We start from the raw sequence: 19,556 nt of genomic DNA, 5'->3' as shown, positions 1-19,556 counted from the left end.
GTTAACATTAGCACTAATGCCAGAATAAACACCTACTGATTACAGCGTAATCACTAATAACACCTAGATAAATTCCGCACAAGCCCTACAGAATGATGTGAGCATTTTAACAACAAATAGCGTATTTAGTTTACTCTGAGGGTCACTGAATGATTTATTAAAGATGAGTAAATAAGCCTTAAGCCAAATTATCTTTATAGAGATAGCATTATTGCAGCATTTAAGTGCAATAGATTAAATTACATACATATTCTGCACTAAATTAATGCTTAGATATTTAAATATCAGGCTGAAAAACAGCAAAGGTCACCCGTAATAATACCGGTGACCTACATACCGTGGGATATGGGGATAGATTAAAGTAATCCGGGGAAAATCGCTTTGATACCGGTGACAATAAACTCGATGCCTAATGCCATCAGCAATAACCCCATAATACGCGTTATAACGTTTATACCGGTTTGCCCTAACAGCCGAACCAGCAGCGGAGCCGCCCGGAATAGCAACCAGCAACAGAACGCAAACAAGGCCACAGCCACCGTCAAGCCTAACAAATTCTGCCAGCTGTGATAGCGGGAACTCCAAACAATGGTTGAACTGATGGCACCTGGCCCTGCCATCAGTGGCAATGCGAGTGGCACAACACCGATACTTTCACGGACCGCCGTTTCGGTTTTTTCCTGCTTGTTCTGCTTATCCTCACCGAGTTTGCCGCTGATCATCGACATCGCAATGCTAACGACCAGAATCCCACCGGCAATACGGAATGAGTCGATGGAAATACCAAAAATTTTCAGAATGGCATCCCCCAAGAACAAGGATATCCACAAGATAATCGCCACTGACAGATTAGCTGTCAGGTTAGTTTTATCCCGCCCAGCCGCTGCCTGATAGCTGGTCATACTGATAAATACCGGCAATATACCTACCGGGTTTACCAGTGCAAATAAGCCAACAAAAAACTTGATGTAACCTGAAAGGTCCAACAATGATTGACTCACACATCACTCCGCGCAATAGCTGATAAAAACGTCACAGATAACAGGCCATTATAATTTAATGCCCCAAGACAACACACCTTATGGCCCGTGCCTGGAAAATTCGCGACAAAAATAATGTCGCTACCATGCAGAATGGCACCTGCATTATTCAAGCCTCTGACCACAGTTCTTTTCACTAAAAATCACCCTTAGGGCGCTCTTCTACAGATGTGCGCGCTAATGTAATGGAATTAGTCATAGGAATCTATGTAATAAAACAGCATTTATACAAGGTAAATTTTTACCGTCTAAAATGATAACTCTTGTTAATGCCCTGTGGTGTTAATGAAGCTTTAACGTCATGAATTATCAATTTATTCATGTTAATGATAATTACTCTCAACAAATAATTGCTGAATGGTGTCAGCTTGACGATTTTGTGATTTAAATCACGAAAAACATACCTAAGAATAGTTAAGCTCTGAGCAGTGGTAGAGAGTAAGTTCACTAAGAAACAGAGTATAAAGGTTGAAAATGATATTTTCCCCCTCATCTTATTCTTAGTGGAACAAAAGCTCTTTCAGTAAATCAGCGGTAAAAAATGGCAAAGTAAGCTATAAAACTAGCTCTATTTGACCTTACGGCATACTAGAGCCTGACTATACTAGTTGCTTCAACAGCTCATTTACTAAAAGAGTTTAACATTATCAGGAGAGCATTATGGCTGTAACGAATGTCGCTGAACTTAACGAGCTAGTAGCACGCGTCAAGAAAGCCCAGCGCGAGTATGCCAACTTTACTCAAGAGCAGGTTGATAAAATCTTCCGTGCCGCAGCTCTGGCTGCAGCGGATGCCCGTATTCCCCTGGCCAAACTGGCGGTAGAGGAATCAGGTATGGGTATTGTTGAAGATAAAGTGATCAAGAATCACTTTGCTTCTGAATACATCTACAATGCCTACAAAGATGAAAAAACTTGTGGCATTTTAGAAGAAGATAAAACCTTCGGTACAATTACTATCGCTGAACCTATTGGTTTAATCTGCGGTATCGTACCAACAACTAACCCGACTTCTACCGCTATCTTCAAGGCATTAATTAGCCTTAAAACGCGTAACGGTATCGTATTCTCTCCACATCCACGTGCTAAAGACGCAACCAATAAAGCTGCAGATATCGTGCTTCAAGCCGCTATTGCCGCAGGTGCGCCAGCAGATATTATTGGTTGGATTGATGCGCCAACAGTTGAGTTGTCTAACCAACTGATGCACCACCCTGACATTAACCTGATTCTGGCAACCGGTGGCCCAGGCATGGTTAAAGCAGCTTACAGCTCAGGTAAACCGGCTATCGGTGTTGGTGCGGGTAACACTCCTGTTGTGGTTGACGAAACCGCTGATATTAAACGTGTTGTTGCATCTATCTTGATGTCAAAAACCTTTGATAATGGTGTGATTTGTGCCTCTGAACAATCTATCATCGTGGTTGATTCAGCTTACGACGCAGTTCGCGAGCGCTTCTCTTCCCATGGTGGCTACCTGTTACAAGGTAAAGAGCTGAAAGCAGTTCAGGATATCATCCTGAAAAATGGCGGTTTGAACGCCGCTATCGTTGGTCAGCCAGCAACTAAAATTGCTGAAATGGCTGGCATTAAAGTTCCTAGCAACACCAAAATTCTTATCGGTGAAGTTAAGGTTGTTGACGAGTCAGAACCATTTGCTCACGAAAAACTGTCGCCTACTTTAGCGATGTATCGTGCGAAGAGTTTTGAAGACGCAGTTGATAAAGCGGAAAAACTGGTAGAAATGGGGGGTATCGGCCATACATCTTGCCTGTATACCGACCAGGATAACCAACCTGCACGCGTTAAGTATTTCGGCGATAAAATGAAAACCGCCCGAATTCTAATCAACACCCCTGCCTCTCATGGTGGTATCGGTGACCTGTACAACTTCAAAGTGGCGCCATCTCTGACGCTAGGTTGTGGTTCATGGGGTGGTAACTCCATCTCTGAAAACGTTGGGCCGAAACACTTGATCAACAAGAAAACTGTGGCTAAGCGAGCAGAAAACATGTTGTGGCATAAACTACCGAAATCTATTTACTTCCGTCGCGGCTCTCTGCCTATCGCGTTGGAAGAAGTGGCAACTGACGGTGCAAAACGTGCCTTCATCGTGACTGACCGCTATCTGTTCAACAACGGTTATGCCGATCAAATCACCAGCGTGCTGAAATCTCACGGTATCGAGACTGAAGTCTTCTTCGAAGTAGAAGCGGACCCTACCCTGAGCATCGTGCGCAAAGGTGCCGAGCAGATGAACTCCTTCAAACCAGACGTGATCATTGCGCTGGGTGGTGGTTCACCGATGGATGCTGCCAAAATTATGTGGGTCATGTACGAGCACCCTGAAACCCACTTCGAAGAATTGGCATTACGCTTTATGGATATCCGTAAACGTATTTACAAGTTCCCGAAAATGGGTGTGAAAGCGAAAATGATCGCGGTAACCACCACATCAGGTACCGGTTCAGAAGTGACGCCATTTGCGGTAGTTACCGACGATGCCACAGGCCAGAAATATCCATTGGCTGACTACGCATTGACTCCAGACATGGCAATCGTTGATGCCAACCTGGTTATGAATATGCCTAAGTCTTTATGTGCCTTCGGTGGTCTGGACGCAGTAACTCATGCTCTGGAAGCTTATGTTTCTGTATTGGCGAATGAATATTCTGACGGCCAGGCTCTGCAAGCGCTGAAACTGCTGAAAGAATTCCTGCCAGCCAGCTACAATGAAGGTGCTAAAAACCCAGTGGCTCGTGAGCGTGTGCATAATGCCGCAACCATCGCGGGTATCGCTTTTGCTAACGCCTTCTTGGGTGTCTGCCACTCAATGGCCCATAAACTGGGTTCTGAGTTCCATATCCCGCATGGCTTAGCCAACGCCATGTTGATTTCTAACGTTATTCGCTATAACGCGAATGACAACCCAACTAAGCAGACTGCTTTCAGCCAATATGACCGCCCACAAGCGCGCCGTCGTTATGCTGAAGTTGCAGATCATCTGGGTCTGAGTGCTCCGGGCGACCGTACTGCACAGAAAATTCAGAAACTGCTGACTTGGTTAGATGAAATCAAAGCAGAGTTGGGTATCCCAGCATCAATTCGTGAAGCTGGCGTTCAAGAAGCTGATTTCTTAGCTAAAGTAGACAAACTGTCTGAAGATGCGTTTGATGACCAGTGTACCGGTGCTAACCCACGTTACCCGCTGATCTCTGAGTTGAAACAGATTTTGATGGATACTTATTACGGCCGCGAATTTAGCGAAGAACTTGACCGTGAAGAAGTTGCTGTTACAGCAGCTCCGGCACCAAAAGCTGAAAAGAAAGCCAAGAAATAATAGTAATCTTAATGTGTAACCCCCATTTATAGCTGGGGGTTACACAACAGAAGATATAGCCCCCAATTGCCATTGCTGTTGGGGGTTTCTTTTTATAAGCACATTTAAAAACATTTGGTATATAACCGCTCAAATCGCCATAGTCCGCTCCTACGGACCACGCATCTAATCCCCCTGACTAATCTCAATACGGCTCGCCACATCGCCACCAACCCCTGCTATACCCAAGCTAATGCGTTATAACGTCATCCCCCGAATCGACTATGGGTTAAGGAGACATTAGGATCAACATCGTGTCTTTTATTAATTTTGTAAGATTGTAGAAAATGTGGCGATAAAACCAAAATAATGACCCAGTCCAGGATATAGCGTTAAACCAAGGCTTTTCACCCCGCATAAATACGATGGATAAAGCTGTATGGCTTCATATGACGTAAACTCAGCAAAAGGTTAGTTACCCCACAGCTTCAATAAGAAATCCCGTGAGGCATCCTTGGTGGACAATGAGTATCTAGGAAGGATTTTGGAGAGAAGCCGCTTTAATCGCCTCTTTATAATGGCGGCGACAAACAGAAACGTAGCTTTCGTTGCCACCAATAACGACTTGTTCGCCGTCATGCACAGCTCTGCCCTGTTCGTCTAACCGCAGCACCATGTTTGCTTTGCGGCCACAATGACAAATTGTTTTCAGTTCAACCAATTTGTCAGCCCACGACAACAAGTATTTGCTACCGGGAAATAGTTCACCGAGAAAATCGGTACGCAAACCGTAACACAATACCGGGATATGCAGTTCATCCACCACCTGACACAATTGCTGAACTTGCTCTTTGGTCAAAAATTGGCATTCATCTAGCAAAATACAATGAACGGGCTTTTCCTGATGCTCAGTGGCAATAATGGATAATAGTGAAGTTCCACTATTATAAAGCAGTGCCTGCGAGGACAGGCCAATACGCGAACTGACAGTCCCGACACCAAAGCGATTATCTATCTCTGCTGTAAACACCAAGGTACGCATGCCCCGCTCTTGGTAGTTATAAGAAGACTGCAACAGCGCGGTGGATTTCCCTGCATTCATCGCAGAGTAATAAAAATAAAGTTGAGCCATGGGCCCGTAACTCCAGTGGTATAATAAATGGTCACAATGACAACGAGTACCAAGTTTATCATAAATTCAGACTTTACGAGGAGCAGACTACTTCTCTATATTACTGTTTTCTATATTAAGTAATGGTAGCGTTAATGTAGCTGCCGACACTTTCATTTGAAGCACCTTGCTATTATTAGGTACATTACATGACCAATCTCACAATATTGATACAGCGAACGTATGCTGCTTGAACATTAACCAGATTAGGTGCGTGGGATAGCAATAGGGTTGGATAGGATGTACCGCGATTGGTTCATTAATGATACAAGTAATGTATTACCATGGTTAATTGGTAAAATAGTGATAACAAATATTGTCAGAACCTGATAAATCCAATACAGCATGCTTTTTTTACCTTACTCAACCTTTCATCGCAGCTATATCAATATCGCACTTTTTGCATGATCAGTTATTGCACACGCTAGCACGATAAGTCGTCTATTTTTGCTTTATTGATATAAAGCAAACTTATAACTTAGTGAGAAAATCATGTTTTCGCGTAGGGTCATTAGCGAGCAAAATGAACTTTTACGTTAAAAACACTACGGAGAATAACAAACCGCCATCGCTTATTAGTAGCAAGCAGCAACTTTTCGCTAATAAAATACGTAAATTCGAGGATGCTAATCAAATTGGCTATTGCAGAAATTAAAATAGCACTCTATTATTATCCAGACGCCCCCCCACCAATTATAATTTGAGACCAGGACAATGAGCGAAGCGTTAAAGATTCTTAACAACATCCGTACTCTGCGTGCACAAGCGCGTGAATGCACTCTTGAAACTTTAGAAGAAATGCTGGAGAAGCTTGAAGTGGTCGTTAACGAACGCCGCGAAGAAGATTCTCAAGTACAAGCTGAAATTGAAGAACGCACACGTAAATTGAGCCAATACCGTGAAATGCTTATTGCAGACGGTATTGATCCAAATGAACTGCTGCAAACTATGAGTGCAACTAAAGCTACAACTAAAGCTAAGCGTGCTGCACGCCCAGCTAAATATAAGTATGTAGACGAGAATGGCGAAACTAAAACCTGGACAGGCCAAGGCCGTACTCCAGCAGTGATTAAGAAAGCCATTGAAGACGAAGGTAAATCACTGGATGATTTCCTGCTGTAATAGTATTAGTTAATTTACTATTATGATAAAAGTACCCTCCTATTATACGGGGGGTATTTTTTCACCTCCTCCTTGCCCTGCAATCATAGTTGAAATCCTTATCAATGCGGCTGTTGAATTAACATACAATTGCCAAGGAGCACCTAACCTAAACATATCGCATTCGATAAATACCCCTTAGTTATCACTGTGCTTGTAAAGCTATAAGAATGCTCTGCTAATTTATAACAATACAATAATCGATATAACTGACTAAATTTCCCATAATATTGTGATATATGAGAATCTTGGAGTGAAAGAGTTGTGTCACCCCCGCCCTACGGCATGAAGATTGAGCACAAAACAGAAACTAATTAAGTTTTGTACCCAACACATAAAATCATCTTTAGTACTTATTACGCTCGATTAATCGATGTACCCCGACCAATCCCATAATAGGTAAAACCTCGACTATTTAACCGTTCTGGATCGTACAAATTACGCCCATCAAAGATAACCGGCTGTTTTAATCGGAGCTTGATCATATCAAAATCAGGTGCTCTAAAATTCTGCCACTCAGTACAAATAATCAGAGCATCCGCCCCTTGTAGCGCTGATTCTTTTGTCCCCATTAACTTTAGGTCATCCCTTGCACCATAAATGCGCTGAGCTTCATCCATTGCCTCTGGATCATAAGCTTGAATAATAGCGCCAGCACGCCATAAAGCCTCCATCAAAATCCGACTGGGGGCCTCTCGCATATCATCTGTATTGGGTTTGAATGCTAATCCCCAGAGTGCAAATGTTTTCCCTGCAAGCTGCGAATCAAAATGGTATTGAATAAATTCAGTTAACTTACACTTTTGTTCGTTATTGATTCTCTCCACTGCACGCAACAGTTGTGGCTGATAGCCACAATTTTCTGCGGTACGAATTAATGCTTGGATATCTTTTGGAAAACAGGAACCACCATAACCACAACCAGAATAAATAAAATGGTAGCCAATGCGTGAATCTGAGCCAATACCTTGGCGTACTTTTTCGATATCTGCACCGAGCCGCTCTGCAATATTAGCGATCTCATTCATGAAACTGATTTTTGTCGCCAACATACCGTTTGCTGCATATTTGGTCAGTTCTGCACTGCGGACATCCATAATTAACATGCGGTCATGATTTCTGTTGAATGGCTCGTATAGTTCGCTAATTAAATCAATCACACCATTATCATCAGTATCAATTCCGATAACGATACGCTCAGGCCGCTTACAGTCAGCAACAGCAGCGCCTTCTTTTAAGAATTCAGGGTTCGATACCACATTGAAAGCTATATCTTGTCCGCGTTGCTGTAAAATCGCTTTAATCCTTTGCTGCACTTGATCCGCGGTACCCACTGGCACAGTTGATTTATCGATAATAACTTTAGGCGCATCCATATATTTCGCAATAGTGCTGGCAACGTCTAACACATATTTAAGGTCAGCCGCACCATCCTCATCAGGAGGAGTACCAACCGCAATAAACTGAATCGTACTATGAGCAACACCGGCTTCGGCATCTGTTGAAAATCGAAGCCGGCCCTCGTCATAGTTTTCTTTTACCAATGGCGCTAATCCTGGTTCAAAAATAGCGACACGGCCTTTTTGCAGGTCGGAAACTTTGTTTGCATCGATATCTATACACAGGACATCATGACCAACTTCGGCAAGTACTGCTGCCTGAACCAGTCCTACATAACCGATACCAAAAACCGTCACTTTCATTCAATCAATCCTCAAGTTGGAATTCGATAAGAGACACACTGCCGACCATTATCAGGACCTAACCTTAATTTAGCCTGAGGTAGCCAACCTTATTGCCAGCGAATAATAAAAGTTGACTGAAAATTTTCAGCCACAAGTAAGGAGGAAAGTATATCAACCGATATTTCTTACATCTCGGGCATACTCATTGATTGAAACAAATGAGGTTTATTTCGTAGATTCGTTATAGAACCATTGAGACTTGGCGGGCCATAGCAGTGAATAAGTGAGCAAGATACATAAATTACGTGAACTATTTATTGAGTAATACTTTCAAAATATAAACTATTCATCGGCTGAAAGCATCAACCTCAATCGACTCCCTCCTCCCCATACCTGGCATTGCCATGCTTCACAACGCTGACTAATTTGATTTAAATGTGCGGTTTTTAACGTACCTAAAGGCACACCATTACTAAGTTGAATCTGATTTTTACCCGCACTAACATTCGCGTGAAGACCTGCCGAAACCAGAATTAAATTTTTATATTCCACATGATAATAACCAACGAGCAAAGGAAACTGCCCATCCAAATGAGTACGTCTTAGTAGCTGGTTAACTTGTTTAAGTAACGTTGACATCTGCGGCAAACGCTGTTGTTGGTGTGCCAAATGTTCTTGAAGAATCCCGTTAAATAACACGCGTAATAATAGTGCGGCTAAAATTCCGTTATCCCCGGCGCGGGTGACATCCAGACAATAAAATGCCAGGTCCTTATCTGACAATGCAGCGATATCAAGGACTAATCCCGGTTTCTCAACCATCGTTAACTGCCGGTAATTTACCCGACAGTGTGCAATGGTTTGCTGTGCCGGTGGTTGCAATTGCTTAAGTAACTGCGCTGCATCATGAGGATTCTTACGTAATGCATCCCAATCCTGGATAAGTTCTGTCTCTTCAATTGCATGAGAGGTAAACAGTATGGGATAAAGGCATGCCAGCACCGCTTCACGTAGCCGATTTAAATCCACGATCGGTTTCAACAGTACGTCTTTCACGCCCATACGCATGACTTTAGCAATGTCAGCCATCTTATCAGTAGCCGATATAACTAAAATAGGGATCTTTACTCCTTGTATGAGTAAACGCTCAACAAACTCGATCCCTCCCATCTTAGGCATAGCGAGATCGCAGAGTATCAGGTCAGGTGATTGGACCTTAATCTGCTCTAACGCCTCCAGGCCATTTTCTGCCTGCTGGACTGCCGCGCCGAGTGCCCTTAGAAACTCAGTGATTACCGTACGGAAGACCGTTTCGTCCTCGACGACTAAAATATTTTTACCTGCTAATGGTTTTTCCATGCACTGCTTCTCTTGCTAACCTTAAACGTAATAGTGGCCCAAAATGACTGTTTGTGCTTGTCTGAAATTGTTACGTACTACTTTACTCACACACATTTGTTACTCATCAGCCCCTTACCAAAGGACGTAACTGCTCTATATTTTTCTCCACAGCCAATTGTCCAGCGGCAATCGCTTCATCCGCCCGATGGAAATCCAGCATTGATATTTGTGGGCAGTAGGGCTGGATCAACACATCGGGAGGATCTCCTGCCATACGATTACGTTTTAGTCTGTTCTCCAATACCTGTATTGAGGTAGACATTATTTCCATGGCGCTGGGAACGGCCATCGTTGGATTACCTGACATATTGGTTATTCGTGCTTTTAAGCGCAGATGCCAACTTGCTGGCATCTGCGGGGGGTTACCTTCAGGAGATGATTGTGAGGAAAACAGATCTTGCCGAATCAGATGTGCATCATGTTGCAAATCAACGGCAATCACGATGTCAGCGCCCATTGCTCTTGCCAAAGAAATAGGAACAGGATTGACTACTGCACCATCAACCAACCAATAGCTACCGAAGCGGACAGGAGAAAGCAATCCAGGCATGCTGCATGAAGCCCTAATTGCCTGTTTAATATCCCCCTCAGTAAGCCATAACTCACGGCCCGTCGTTAAGTTGGTTACAACAGACCCAAAGGGCAATTTACATTCAGCAATGTCCTGCACTTCAATTATTTGGTTTACAGCATTAAAAACCCGCTCACCCCGCAGTAATCCGCCACGACGCCAGGAGAAATCCATCAGTCGAATAACATCCCAATATTTAAACGAGCGAACCCAGCGCTCCATCACATTCATGTGATCACTGGCATACGCTGCACCAACCAAGGCACCAACCGAACAACCGGCAACAATATCAACTTTGACGCCCATTCTCTCTAGCGCATTAATGACCCCGATATGTGCCCATCCCTTCGCGGCACCCGCGCCAAGTGCCAGTCCAATCTTAATTTTTCTCATTTTTATTTCGTCCATTTTCGATCAATTTGGCACTTTACCGCTCAACTAAATAAATCAGACTCTGGTTTTTGTTATCGACACTGCCGCTTGACTCTTAACGCTAGCAGGCTACAACTTAGCGTTCACTCAGAGGAAAAATCCATATTTACTCGCCAGTGCTATAACCCTACTGATTGAACTATAGTTAACATTTATCCTTCTGGTAAATTGATACAAATAGTTTACATTTCATTACTAAGATATAGGCTATAAGTTGAAGGATATACTGTGAATATTGAAATATGCCAAACCGATCTATTTAATCCAGATCTTATTGCATTAATTGCTCAATTAGATGCGTATCAAGAAGCACTCTATCCGGCTGAAAGCAATCATACAGAGTCGATTGCGAGTATGGCTCAGAAAAAAACATTCGTTTATATTGCAACACGACAAGGTCGCGCTGTGGGATGCGCCATTCTTTTCCAACCTGAAAGTACCTATCCTGAGATTAAGCGCGTTTTTGTCATCCCTGACTGCCGAGGTCATGGCATTGCGTCAATGCTAGTTACAGCACTGCTCGAAAAATCTATCTCTTTGAATTTAAAATATGTTTATTTGGAGACAGGGATTCATCAACCTGAAGCAGTAAAACTGTACCAGCGATTAGGCTTTGAATTTACGTCTGAATTTGGTTGTTATCAATACGACCCACTTAGCTTCTATATGGTAAAAACAGTGGCTAGTTGTCACTCAGTAAAAGATAAAACAGAGAGGTAGCATTCAGTTCATTCAGTAACCGTTGCTATTTTGACTTTATTGCTTTGACACTCGACATAACACAGCAAAATAGCCACTATAGTAGTGGCTATTCAGAGTAAATATTCGGAGTTAAGACAAATTAAAAGATTTAATATTATCTAGTAATATAAGATTCACTAAATAGATAATCGCATTACATGCTGTCATTTCACCGTTAGCTCTCGTGGGCTATAGTGTTATTAACTATAACTCGACCTTTCTCAGAATATTATGAATTCTTACGGATTATTTAGGAAATAATTAACCGTTAATAGTACCAAATGAGACACTCATTTTTTCGAACATAGCGATAACTTTATTGATCAGTTTCATGGGTTGCTCCTGTAAACATCATTATTTTTATGTGATACACATCACAGTTATTAAATTACTCCATAATGAAACGCCGGTCAACTATTTTTGTGAGCAACATCACAAAACTTAAGTTCACCCCCTATCCTGCGCAAAATTATCAACTTTGAACCTCATCACGTGATTAGGTAAGATAAGGCCCTATTTGCCCCTATTTGATTGCCCGCCCTCTTCTGTTGCTGACCATTCATTCGCAGATAAGATGGCATTATTGGTTTTTCGGAGAAATTTTGTCAGAACAGTGCCCATGTGGCAGCAGCTTTGAATATCAACGATGCTGTGCGCCTTATATCCTTAACACGCAAGTTGCGGCCAAACCTGTAATACTGATGCGCTCACGCTACAGCGCCTATGTAAAAAAGGATGCGGACTATCTGATTAAAACCTGGCATCCAGACTGCAAGGCACAAGAATGGCGAGATGGAATAATTCAAAGCTTCACCAATACTGTATGGCACGGATTAACAGTTATTGCAGAAACTACTGGCAGTCATGATGACGAAGCCTTTGTTGAGTTCATTGCCCGCTTTACTGATCCAAATAATATGCAGATAAGCACAATGCATGAACGTTCCCGCTTCCTTCGAATAAAAGAACACTGGTACTATATCGACGGAGTCCGGCCGTCGGTGGGTAGAAATGATATCTGTCCTTGCGGTTCAGGGAAAAAATATAAGAAATGTTGCGGGCATTAACAGTAAAATCGTTTCATTACTGACCGTAGCATCAAACATTTACATAACATCAAGTACTGTTAAGACAGGATTTACCACCTTATGCCACACCAGAATGTACAAAAGAAAGTGTTACGCACTATATGCCCTGACGCTAAAGGCTTAATCGCAAAAATTACCAATATTTGTTACAAGCACCAGTTGAATATCGTGCAGAATAATGAATTTGTTGATCATCTGACTGGCCGCTTTTTCATGCGTACAGAGCTTGAAGGTATTTTTAACGATACTACCCTGCTGGCAGACTTAGATGATGCTTTACCCGAAGGCACCAATCGCGAATTACATACCGCAGGGCGTCGCCGTATTGTTATTATGGTCACCAAAGAAGCACATTGCCTCGGCGACTTATTAATGAAGAGTGCCTATGGTGGTTTGGATGTTGAAATTGCGGCGGTGATTGGCAATCATGATGCACTACAGAATCTGGTGGAGCGCTTTGATATCCCTTTCCATCTCATCAGCCACGAAGGTTTGACTCGTGATCAACATGATCAACGTCTGATTGAGCAAATTGAACAATACCAACCAGACTACGTGGTTCTGGCCAAATATATGCGCGTGCTAACACCAGCCTTTGTTCAACGCTTCCCTTACCAGATTATTAATATCCACCACTCATTCTTGCCTGCATTTATCGGTGCTCGCCCTTATCACCAGGCTTATGAGCGGGGGGTGAAAATTATTGGTGCCACGGCTCACTATGTAAACGATAGCCTGGATGAAGGCCCAATCATCATGCAAGATGTTATTCACGTCGATCATTCGTACACGGCAGAAGATATGATGCGAGCCGGGCGAGATGTGGAAAAAAACGTTCTGAGCCGTGCTCTGTATCGTGTTTTAGCACAACGTGTTTTTGTTTACGGTAACCGCACCGTTATCCTGTAAGCGCGCAATAAACAGATGTTTTTTGCCCAGATAAACATCGTCAAGAACAAAAAAGCACCGAACAACTTATTTTTTTCATTTCAAGTCTTTACAGGGGCGCTTCATTTGATATGATGCGCCCCGCTTACCAAGACAGTATTGATAAGCAGTTAGGCCAGTGGTGGGGTTCCCGAGCGGCCAAAGGGAGCAGACTGTAAATCTGCCGTCATCGACTTCGAAGGTTCGAATCCTTCCCCCACCACCATTTTTACCTTGAACTTTAAACTTATTCGCAGATTAATAAATCGAGATAAGCACTTAAGGGGAAGGTAAGAACCTTCGACAAGGTTCGCGCCGAGCGTAGCGAGACAACGACGCACAGCGGCGGCCCGAAGGGTGAGGAACGAAGTGACGAATAATCCTTCCCCCACCACCATTTTTACCTTGAACTTTAAACTTATTTGCAGATTAATAAATCGAGATAAGCACTAAAGGGAAGGTAAGAACCTTCGACAAGGTTGCATCACAGATACGGCCAAGTATCTTAGTAATAAAAACCACAAATTCAGTGGTGGGGTTCCCGAGCGGCCAAAGGGAGCAGACTGTAAATCTGCCGTCATCGACTTCGAAGGTTCGAATCCTTCCCCCACCACCATCTCCTAGAGTTATTCCAACCCAATAAAAACAATAAAAATCAAAGATATTGCCATCGGGGAAGGTAAGAACCTTCGACAAGGTTCGCGCCGAGCGTAGCGAGACAACGACGCGCAGCGGCGGCCCGAAGGGTGAGGAACGCAGTGACGAATAATCCTTCCCCACCACCATCTCCTGGAGTTATTTCAACCCAATAAAAACAATAAAAATCAAAGATATTGCCATCGGGGAAGGTAAGAACCTTCGACAAGGTTCGCGCCGAGCATAGCGAGACAACCGGCTAATAGTCTAGATAGTTTTATACCATCGTATGAATGTACTCAATAAGTCTATTTAATACACTTGAATGTGAGCGTGATTTATAAAAATATAATTTATTCTCACTTTCAAAACTGGCTAAATTTATAAAATCCAGTTTAGAATCACCATTAAAATCATCCATTATTGAATCTGTAATACATATATAGCGACCAGAGTAAATAAAGTTTAGGCAACAAGCCAGATTATCCACCTGTCTGACACTAACCTTATCATGTTGTTTTTTAACTGATTCTTCAAGATTCTTAACAAAGTCACTTCTATATAGTGTCGGGTTGCACAACCAAACATTTTTGTGGAGAATATTTATAATATCTTGACTTTCATTTATTATATCTTTGCGTCCATAGATACCGAAACCACTGTCTGGCACTTCGTTTAACAACGTAAATCTTTCGCTAGAGATTTTTTCTGATGACAGGATAAGTGAATTTCCATCATAGTCTCCAATTTCATCAATATTTTCATAGTAAAATTTAATTATATTAGCTTGAATGTTATTCTTCTCTGCCTCCCGATAGAGTTTCGTCAAGTTCTCACTTTTCCCCCAGTCGTAGTAAATATTGATGACATTCGATACGTGTCCAGTAAGGTGTTTTTTTGTGATTTCTTTTTCTTGCTGATATAAATCTTTTAGATCATTATATAAAATCTCACCATCCCTTGTTAAACTCATACCAAATTTCTCTCTTTTAAAAAGCTTTTTCCCTATTATATTTTCAAAGTCTTTGATCGACTTTGCTACCGGAGGTGTAGTCCTGTTCATCACCCTTGCGGCCTTACTCAGCGAGCCATTTTCGACTACGGCCATAAAAGCCTCTAGCTTTCGAGATAGAAACATAATTCACTAATCCTTTGCGTAAAAATTTATCAGAAAAAATGACAGGCATGTCAACATGCACAAGGCTAGCTGTAGATAACATTCAACATTAAATAAGTTTATTATATAAATTGCATTTAAAATAATTGAAAGGTAAATTATAAAAATTTATTACTGCGTAGAAATTAATACTTTGATGTCGTTTTTTTACGAAAAAACTGTAAGACTCTGTCTATTAGCATCTCAACATTACACATATTTCTAACAGACAACCATTCGTAGTTCTATGATATTTAATAACTATTTTTTATCCACCCCGTTACAAAATCAGTTAACATACGTAGCTGGAATGGGATGACTCTGGTAGCTAAAATTAATAACTCCATTACAAAGAATAAAAAAACGATATTTTCACCCTTTAACTTTCAAGGTGGTTATCCCCTAATAACCCTGCGCTACATTCACAAAAAATATATAACTTGAATTTATAATTAATATTTATAAATACAAAAACACCGTTCGTGTTATATTTTAATAGTGGCCACCTCCAGATGATTAATTTAAAGAATAAATAGACATCTGAATGGAAACTTAAATTTTAATAACTATAAATGGCAAATAGAATTACTAGCCAAATTCATTGGTATTATTTTATTTCACTTTCGTTATCAACCGATATTATCTAATTTCTTTATTCTTTACCCGTGCGTTACATTTTTATTCAGTATCTGCTAATATCTGAAATCATTTTTATCGAATAAACGGTGCTAACCATGAAGTTTGTCTCTTTTAATATCAATGGCCTACGTGCTCGACCACATCAACTAGCGGCGATAATCGAGCAACATCAACCAGAGGTTATCGGCCTTCAGGAAACGAAAGTACATGATGATATGTTTCCCCTTGAGGATGTCAGTCAGCATGGTTACCACGTTTTTTATCATGGGCAAAAAGGTCATTATGGTGTGGCGCTGTTAACCAAAAATGAACCATTGGCTGTTCGTCGTGGCTTCCCTACTGATGAAGAAGATGCTCAACGTCGTATTATAATGGCTGATATTGCAACGCCAAATGGTCCTCTCACTGTTATTAATGGCTATTTCCCCCAAGGAGAAAGCCGTGATCACCCCATAAAATTCCCAGCAAAAGAGCGTTTTTACGCTGACTTACAACAATATCTGGAACAACAACTTTCAGCAGATGCTCAGGTACTGATTATGGGGGATTTAAATATTAGTCCAACTGACCTGGATATTGGTATTGGTGAAGAGAGCCGTAAACGTTGGCTGCGCACAGGTAAGTGTTCATTTCTGCCTGAAGAGCGTGCCTGGCTGGAGCGTTTACAAAACTGGGGGCTGGTTGATACATTCCGTGCAGCTAATCCTGAGTGTAACAATCAATTTTCGTGGTTTGATTATCGCTCCCGTGGTTTTGATGAGAATAGAGGCCTGCGTATAGATTTATTGTTGGCAAGTCAGCCACTGGCTGCCCGCTGCGTTGCGACAGGAATTGATTATGCGATTCGCGGCATGGAAAAGCCCTCAGACCACGCACCAGTATGGTCTGAATTCGAACTCTGATAACGTCAGTGGTAGTCCTGGCAACACAGGCCTACCACTGGCAAATACGCGACCAAAGCTGGATAAACAAAAAATGATTGATGTTGTCGCCGCCATTATTGAACAAAATGGTAAGATTCTGCTGGCTCAGCGGGACTCATGCCGTGATCAGGCCGGTTTGTGGGAGTTTCCTGGAGGGAAAGTCGAGGCGGGAGAGAACCAACCTCAGGCGCTGATACGTGAACTGACCGAAGAGTTAAATATTGAGGCATCAGTGACCCGATATATCGCCACCAATCAATGGGATTCAGATAAACAGACCATCAGATTGCATGCCTGGCTCGTTGAGAGTTTCAGCGGCAAGCTAGCATTGCATTGTCATTCCGCAGTGGTCTGGCTGGCACCAGAGGAGGCTTACCGTTACCCCCTGGCACCCGCCGATGTTCCGCTTTTAGATGCGTTTATTGCCCAGAAACGTTAGCCTGTTACCTGGTCAACCGCTTCCAAATCAATGGATTGGTACCGATCACACTGCTATCACGCACACACTGCAAGACCTCACCTTCAACGCGCAATACAGCACCTTCAGAATAATTCTGATTTTGATAGACACAACAGCGAGTGCACGGATTATTATTCGTGTTGCGATTTGATGAGTTATTCCATATTTCAGGTGGCAAAGGAACAACAACATCGACATTGTTACGATTAGCCATCGCCGCAGTAGAAATAAGCGAGGCAAAACCAATACAACCTAGCAATAACAATATTCTCATGACTTATTATCCTTGGTTTTGGACGGTGCTTTTTTACGTTTCTTTATCGCCCCAGACGGTGCAGCTGGCAACCCACGAAATACCTGAGGTGAGCGATTTTGTTTTGCCTGACTGATTAAATCTTGCAATGTTGCCACCAGTGGCTGCATGAAGTCCTGATAGCGGCAATTTTTCTCACTGATTTGTGTCAGTGTCGATTCCCAATGGGCCGTCATATCGGGCCGTGCAGCAATATCAGGCAGCGCATGAATCAATGCTCTTCCCGCAGGGCTTGCATGAATATAACGCCCTTTTTTGAATAAAAAAGTACGTTTGAAAAGTAGCTCAATAATCCCAGCTCGTGTTGCCTCAGTACCCAAGCCATCCGTTGCGCGTAACACTTTTTTCAGCTCTTTATCCTGCACAAACCGCGCGATTCCGGTCATCGCTGATAATAAACTGGCATCGGTAAATGGTCGTGGCGGCTGAGTTTGCCGTTCAACAACCTCACCCCGTTCACACAATAATTCAGCACCTTTCTCCACCACCGGCAACGGCGAGCCTTCATTTTCTTCATCACGCTCTTTGCTACCAAGCAAGGTACGCCAACCCGCCTCCGCCAGAAAACGGGCCTTAGCGACAAACTTGCCGCCAGCAATATCGAGCTCAATGACACATTTACGAAATTGTGCATCTGGGCAAAATTGCATCAGATACTGCTGTGCTACCAATCGGTAAACTTTGCCTTCATCAGTGGTTAGATTCACCTTACTGGCCCGTGCTGTTGGGATAATGGCATGGTGGGCATCGACTTTTTTGTCATCCCAGCAGCGATTACGCCGATCACTGTCCATTACCTCTAACGGCAATAAGTCAGCCTGATGAATGCTGATGGCATTCAATACCGAATGACGCCCAGCGAAATGCTCTTCTGGTAGGTATCGGCAATCTGAACGCGGATACGTAATCAATTTGTGCGTTTCATATAAACGCTGACAAATATCCAGAACTTGCTGGGCGCTCAAACCGAAGCGTTTAGCGGCTTCAATCTGCAATGTCGAAAGGGAAAAGGGTAACGGTGCGGTTTCTGATTCCCGTTTATCATTATAGGAGGTTACAAATGCAGGCTGACCCGTGATGCGATTAACCACATGTTCAGCCAGTGGCCGATGCAACAAGCGCCCTTCTTCATCCTGATATGACTCGCAAGAATCACTCGGCTGCCATAGGGCAATAAAACGCTCATCCGCAGGCGTGACAATATGGGCTTTAACTTCGAAAAAGTCTTTGGGAATAAAATCTTCAATTTCTTCGTCACGGCGGACAACCAAGCCTAATACCGGCGTTTGTACTCGCCCTACTGACAAAACACCATCATAACCTGCATTGCGCCCAAGAATAGTATAGGCACGGGTCATATTGATGCCATATAGCCAATCGGCTCTGGCGCGGGCCAATGCCGAAACACATAACGGGATAAACTCGCGGTTATAACGCAAACGCTCCACCGCACGCTCCACTGCCTGCGGGTTGAGATCGTTAATCAGGCAACGGCGGACATTTTGCCGCTTCTCTGCCACCAAATCGAGGTAATCCAATACTTCATCAACCAACAGTTGCCCTTCGCGGTCCGGGTCACCGGCATGCACCACTTCGTCGGCCTGTTGCAAAAGTTGTTTGATAACATTCAATTGTTTACTGACCGAGGGCCGAGGCTGTAGTTGCCATTTTTCAGGAATAATAGGTAAATCAGCTAACGACCAACGTGCATAGCGGCTGTCATAAGCATCAGGTTGGGCCTGTTCCAGCAAGTGACCCACACACCAGGTCACCATTTGATCACTGCCACAGGCAATAAATCCATCGCCTCGACGATGCGGCTTTGGCAAAATATCGGCAATCGCCCGCGCCAAACTGGGTTTTTCAGCAATAAAAAGTCGCATCATTCACCGCA

At 42.9% G+C, this 19,556-nt stretch carries 15 protein-coding genes, 2 tRNA genes and 2 other RNA genes; 11 read left to right on the top strand and 8 right to left on the bottom strand.

Going from position 1 to position 19,556, the window contains the following annotated elements:
* Positions 1 to 356 precede the first annotated feature (356 nt).
* Positions 357 to 1,001 carry a YchE family NAAT transporter gene (locus tag Q2T71_RS09940; RefSeq protein WP_050101351.1) on the bottom strand — a complete coding sequence of 215 codons (645 nt, stop codon included), beginning with the start codon at positions 999 to 1,001 and terminating at the stop codon, positions 357 to 359.
* 699 nt (positions 1,002 to 1,700) lie between these two features.
* On the opposite strand from Q2T71_RS09940, the gene adhE reads away from it, so the two are divergent.
* Entirely contained in the window at positions 1,701 to 4,379 is a 2,679-nt protein-coding gene (gene adhE, locus Q2T71_RS09935; RefSeq protein WP_372558958.1) for a bifunctional acetaldehyde-CoA/alcohol dehydrogenase, read from the top strand.
* 511 nt (positions 4,380 to 4,890) lie between these two features.
* Here adhE and Q2T71_RS09930 read toward each other — a convergent pair.
* Complete coding sequence (locus Q2T71_RS09930) at positions 4,891 to 5,490, bottom strand: thymidine kinase (protein WP_372558957.1); 600 nt, start codon at positions 5,488 to 5,490, stop codon at positions 4,891 to 4,893.
* A gap of 753 nt (positions 5,491 to 6,243) precedes the next feature.
* Here Q2T71_RS09930 and hns point away from each other — a divergent pair.
* Positions 6,244 to 6,651 (top strand): histone-like nucleoid-structuring protein H-NS, encoded by a 408-nt coding sequence (gene hns / locus Q2T71_RS09925; protein ID WP_083158951.1) that lies wholly within the window; start codon positions 6,244 to 6,246, stop codon positions 6,649 to 6,651.
* 395 nt (positions 6,652 to 7,046) lie between these two features.
* On the opposite strand, the gene Q2T71_RS09920 is transcribed toward hns, so the two are convergent.
* The 3 genes from Q2T71_RS09920 to rssA all read right to left on the bottom strand — a co-directional run bounded on the left by Q2T71_RS09920 (position 7,047) and on the right by rssA (position 10,740).
* Entirely contained in the window at positions 7,047 to 8,393 is a 1,347-nt protein-coding gene (locus Q2T71_RS09920; protein WP_083158952.1) for a UDP-glucose/GDP-mannose dehydrogenase family protein, read from the bottom strand.
* A gap of 324 nt (positions 8,394 to 8,717) precedes the next feature.
* A complete protein-coding gene (gene rssB / locus Q2T71_RS09915) occupies positions 8,718 to 9,734 on the bottom strand; it encodes a two-component system response regulator RssB (RefSeq protein WP_372558956.1) in 1,017 nt (338 codons plus the stop codon).
* A gap of 106 nt (positions 9,735 to 9,840) precedes the next feature.
* The gene (rssA, locus tag Q2T71_RS09910; RefSeq protein WP_372558955.1) at positions 9,841 to 10,740 is read right to left on the bottom strand and encodes a patatin-like phospholipase RssA; all 900 of its coding nucleotides are present in this window, start codon (positions 10,738 to 10,740) and stop codon (positions 9,841 to 9,843) included.
* Positions 10,741 to 11,007: 267 nt separating this feature from the next.
* Between rssA and Q2T71_RS09905 the strand changes: the two genes are divergently transcribed.
* From Q2T71_RS09905 to Q2T71_RS09875, 7 genes are all read left to right on the top strand, one after another.
* Complete coding sequence (locus Q2T71_RS09905) at positions 11,008 to 11,499, top strand: GNAT family N-acetyltransferase (RefSeq protein ID WP_372558954.1); 492 nt, start codon at positions 11,008 to 11,010, stop codon at positions 11,497 to 11,499.
* Positions 11,500 to 12,122: 623 nt separating this feature from the next.
* Positions 12,123 to 12,587 (top strand): YchJ family protein, encoded by a 465-nt coding sequence (locus Q2T71_RS09900; protein ID WP_083158956.1) that lies wholly within the window; start codon positions 12,123 to 12,125, stop codon positions 12,585 to 12,587.
* A gap of 81 nt (positions 12,588 to 12,668) precedes the next feature.
* Positions 12,669 to 13,517 (top strand): formyltetrahydrofolate deformylase, encoded by an 849-nt coding sequence (purU, locus tag Q2T71_RS09895; protein WP_025378136.1) that lies wholly within the window; start codon positions 12,669 to 12,671, stop codon positions 13,515 to 13,517.
* Between the two features lie 159 nt (positions 13,518 to 13,676).
* A tRNA-Tyr gene (locus tag Q2T71_RS09890) sits at positions 13,677 to 13,761 on the top strand.
* Positions 13,762 to 13,805: 44 nt separating this feature from the next.
* Positions 13,806 to 13,932: non-coding RNA, RtT sRNA (locus Q2T71_RS09885), on the top strand.
* A gap of 134 nt (positions 13,933 to 14,066) precedes the next feature.
* Positions 14,067 to 14,151: transfer RNA gene (locus Q2T71_RS09880), tRNA-Tyr, on the top strand.
* A 43-nt stretch (positions 14,152 to 14,194) separates the two neighbouring features.
* Positions 14,195 to 14,320: non-coding RNA, RtT sRNA (locus Q2T71_RS09875), on the top strand.
* 128 nt (positions 14,321 to 14,448) lie between these two features.
* On the opposite strand, the gene Q2T71_RS09870 is transcribed toward Q2T71_RS09875, so the two are convergent.
* Positions 14,449 to 15,309 (bottom strand): LysR family transcriptional regulator, encoded by an 861-nt coding sequence (locus Q2T71_RS09870; RefSeq protein WP_083158958.1) that lies wholly within the window; start codon positions 15,307 to 15,309, stop codon positions 14,449 to 14,451.
* 752 nt (positions 15,310 to 16,061) lie between these two features.
* Between Q2T71_RS09870 and xthA the strand changes: the two genes are divergently transcribed.
* Both xthA and Q2T71_RS09860 read left to right on the top strand, forming a co-directional pair.
* Complete coding sequence (gene xthA / locus Q2T71_RS09865; protein WP_372558953.1) at positions 16,062 to 16,868, top strand: exodeoxyribonuclease III; 807 nt, start codon at positions 16,062 to 16,064, stop codon at positions 16,866 to 16,868.
* A 73-nt stretch (positions 16,869 to 16,941) separates the two neighbouring features.
* Positions 16,942 to 17,328 carry a pyrimidine (deoxy)nucleoside triphosphate diphosphatase gene (locus Q2T71_RS09860; protein ID WP_372558952.1) on the top strand — a complete coding sequence of 129 codons (387 nt, stop codon included), beginning with the start codon at positions 16,942 to 16,944 and terminating at the stop codon, positions 17,326 to 17,328.
* A 4-nt stretch (positions 17,329 to 17,332) separates the two neighbouring features.
* Here Q2T71_RS09860 and Q2T71_RS09855 read toward each other — a convergent pair whose 3' ends face one another.
* Both Q2T71_RS09855 and Q2T71_RS09850 read right to left on the bottom strand, forming a co-directional pair.
* Positions 17,333 to 17,623, bottom strand: coding sequence for a DUF1496 domain-containing protein (locus Q2T71_RS09855; RefSeq protein WP_372558951.1), 291 nt, complete (start codon positions 17,621 to 17,623; stop codon positions 17,333 to 17,335).
* Positions 17,620 to 19,545, bottom strand: coding sequence for a DNA topoisomerase III (locus tag Q2T71_RS09850; RefSeq protein WP_193784666.1), 1,926 nt, complete (start codon positions 19,543 to 19,545; stop codon positions 17,620 to 17,622). The genes Q2T71_RS09855 and Q2T71_RS09850 overlap by 4 nt, the downstream gene beginning before the upstream one ends.
* Positions 19,546 to 19,556: the final 11 nt, after the last annotated feature.

The organism is Yersinia sp. 1652 StPb PI (genome assembly GCF_041538345.1).
GTDB classification, from domain to species: domain Bacteria; phylum Pseudomonadota; class Gammaproteobacteria; order Enterobacterales; family Enterobacteriaceae; genus Yersinia; species Yersinia enterocolitica_E.
Note: the sequence above shows the minus strand (reverse complement) of the source record. Positions and strands in the feature narration are given on the sequence as shown.

Bases quoted from the DNA above. Each gene is read 5' to 3' on its own strand.
- adhE (WP_372558958.1), top strand. From the start codon at position 1,701: ATGGCTGTAACGAATGTCGCTGAACTTAACGAGCTAGTAGCACGCGTC.
- Q2T71_RS09930 (WP_372558957.1), bottom strand. From the start codon at position 5,490: ATGGCTCAACTTTATTTTTATTACTCTGCGATGAATGCAGGGAAATCC.
- hns (WP_083158951.1), top strand. From the start codon at position 6,244: ATGAGCGAAGCGTTAAAGATTCTTAACAACATCCGTACTCTGCGTGCA.
- Q2T71_RS09920 (WP_083158952.1), bottom strand. From the start codon at position 8,393: ATGAAAGTGACGGTTTTTGGTATCGGTTATGTAGGACTGGTTCAGGCA.
- rssB (WP_372558956.1), bottom strand. From the start codon at position 9,734: ATGGAAAAACCATTAGCAGGTAAAAATATTTTAGTCGTCGAGGACGAA.
- rssA (WP_372558955.1), bottom strand. From the start codon at position 10,740: ATGAGAAAAATTAAGATTGGACTGGCACTTGGCGCGGGTGCCGCGAAG.
- purU (WP_025378136.1), top strand. From the start codon at position 12,669: ATGCCACACCAGAATGTACAAAAGAAAGTGTTACGCACTATATGCCCT.
- Q2T71_RS09870 (WP_083158958.1), bottom strand. From the start codon at position 15,309: ATGTTTCTATCTCGAAAGCTAGAGGCTTTTATGGCCGTAGTCGAAAAT.
- xthA (WP_372558953.1), top strand. From the start codon at position 16,062: ATGAAGTTTGTCTCTTTTAATATCAATGGCCTACGTGCTCGACCACAT.
- Q2T71_RS09860 (WP_372558952.1), top strand. From the start codon at position 16,942: ATGATTGATGTTGTCGCCGCCATTATTGAACAAAATGGTAAGATTCTG.
- Q2T71_RS09855 (WP_372558951.1), bottom strand. From the start codon at position 17,623: ATGAGAATATTGTTATTGCTAGGTTGTATTGGTTTTGCCTCGCTTATT.
- Q2T71_RS09850 (WP_193784666.1), bottom strand. From the start codon at position 19,545: ATGCGACTTTTTATTGCTGAAAAACCCAGTTTGGCGCGGGCGATTGCC.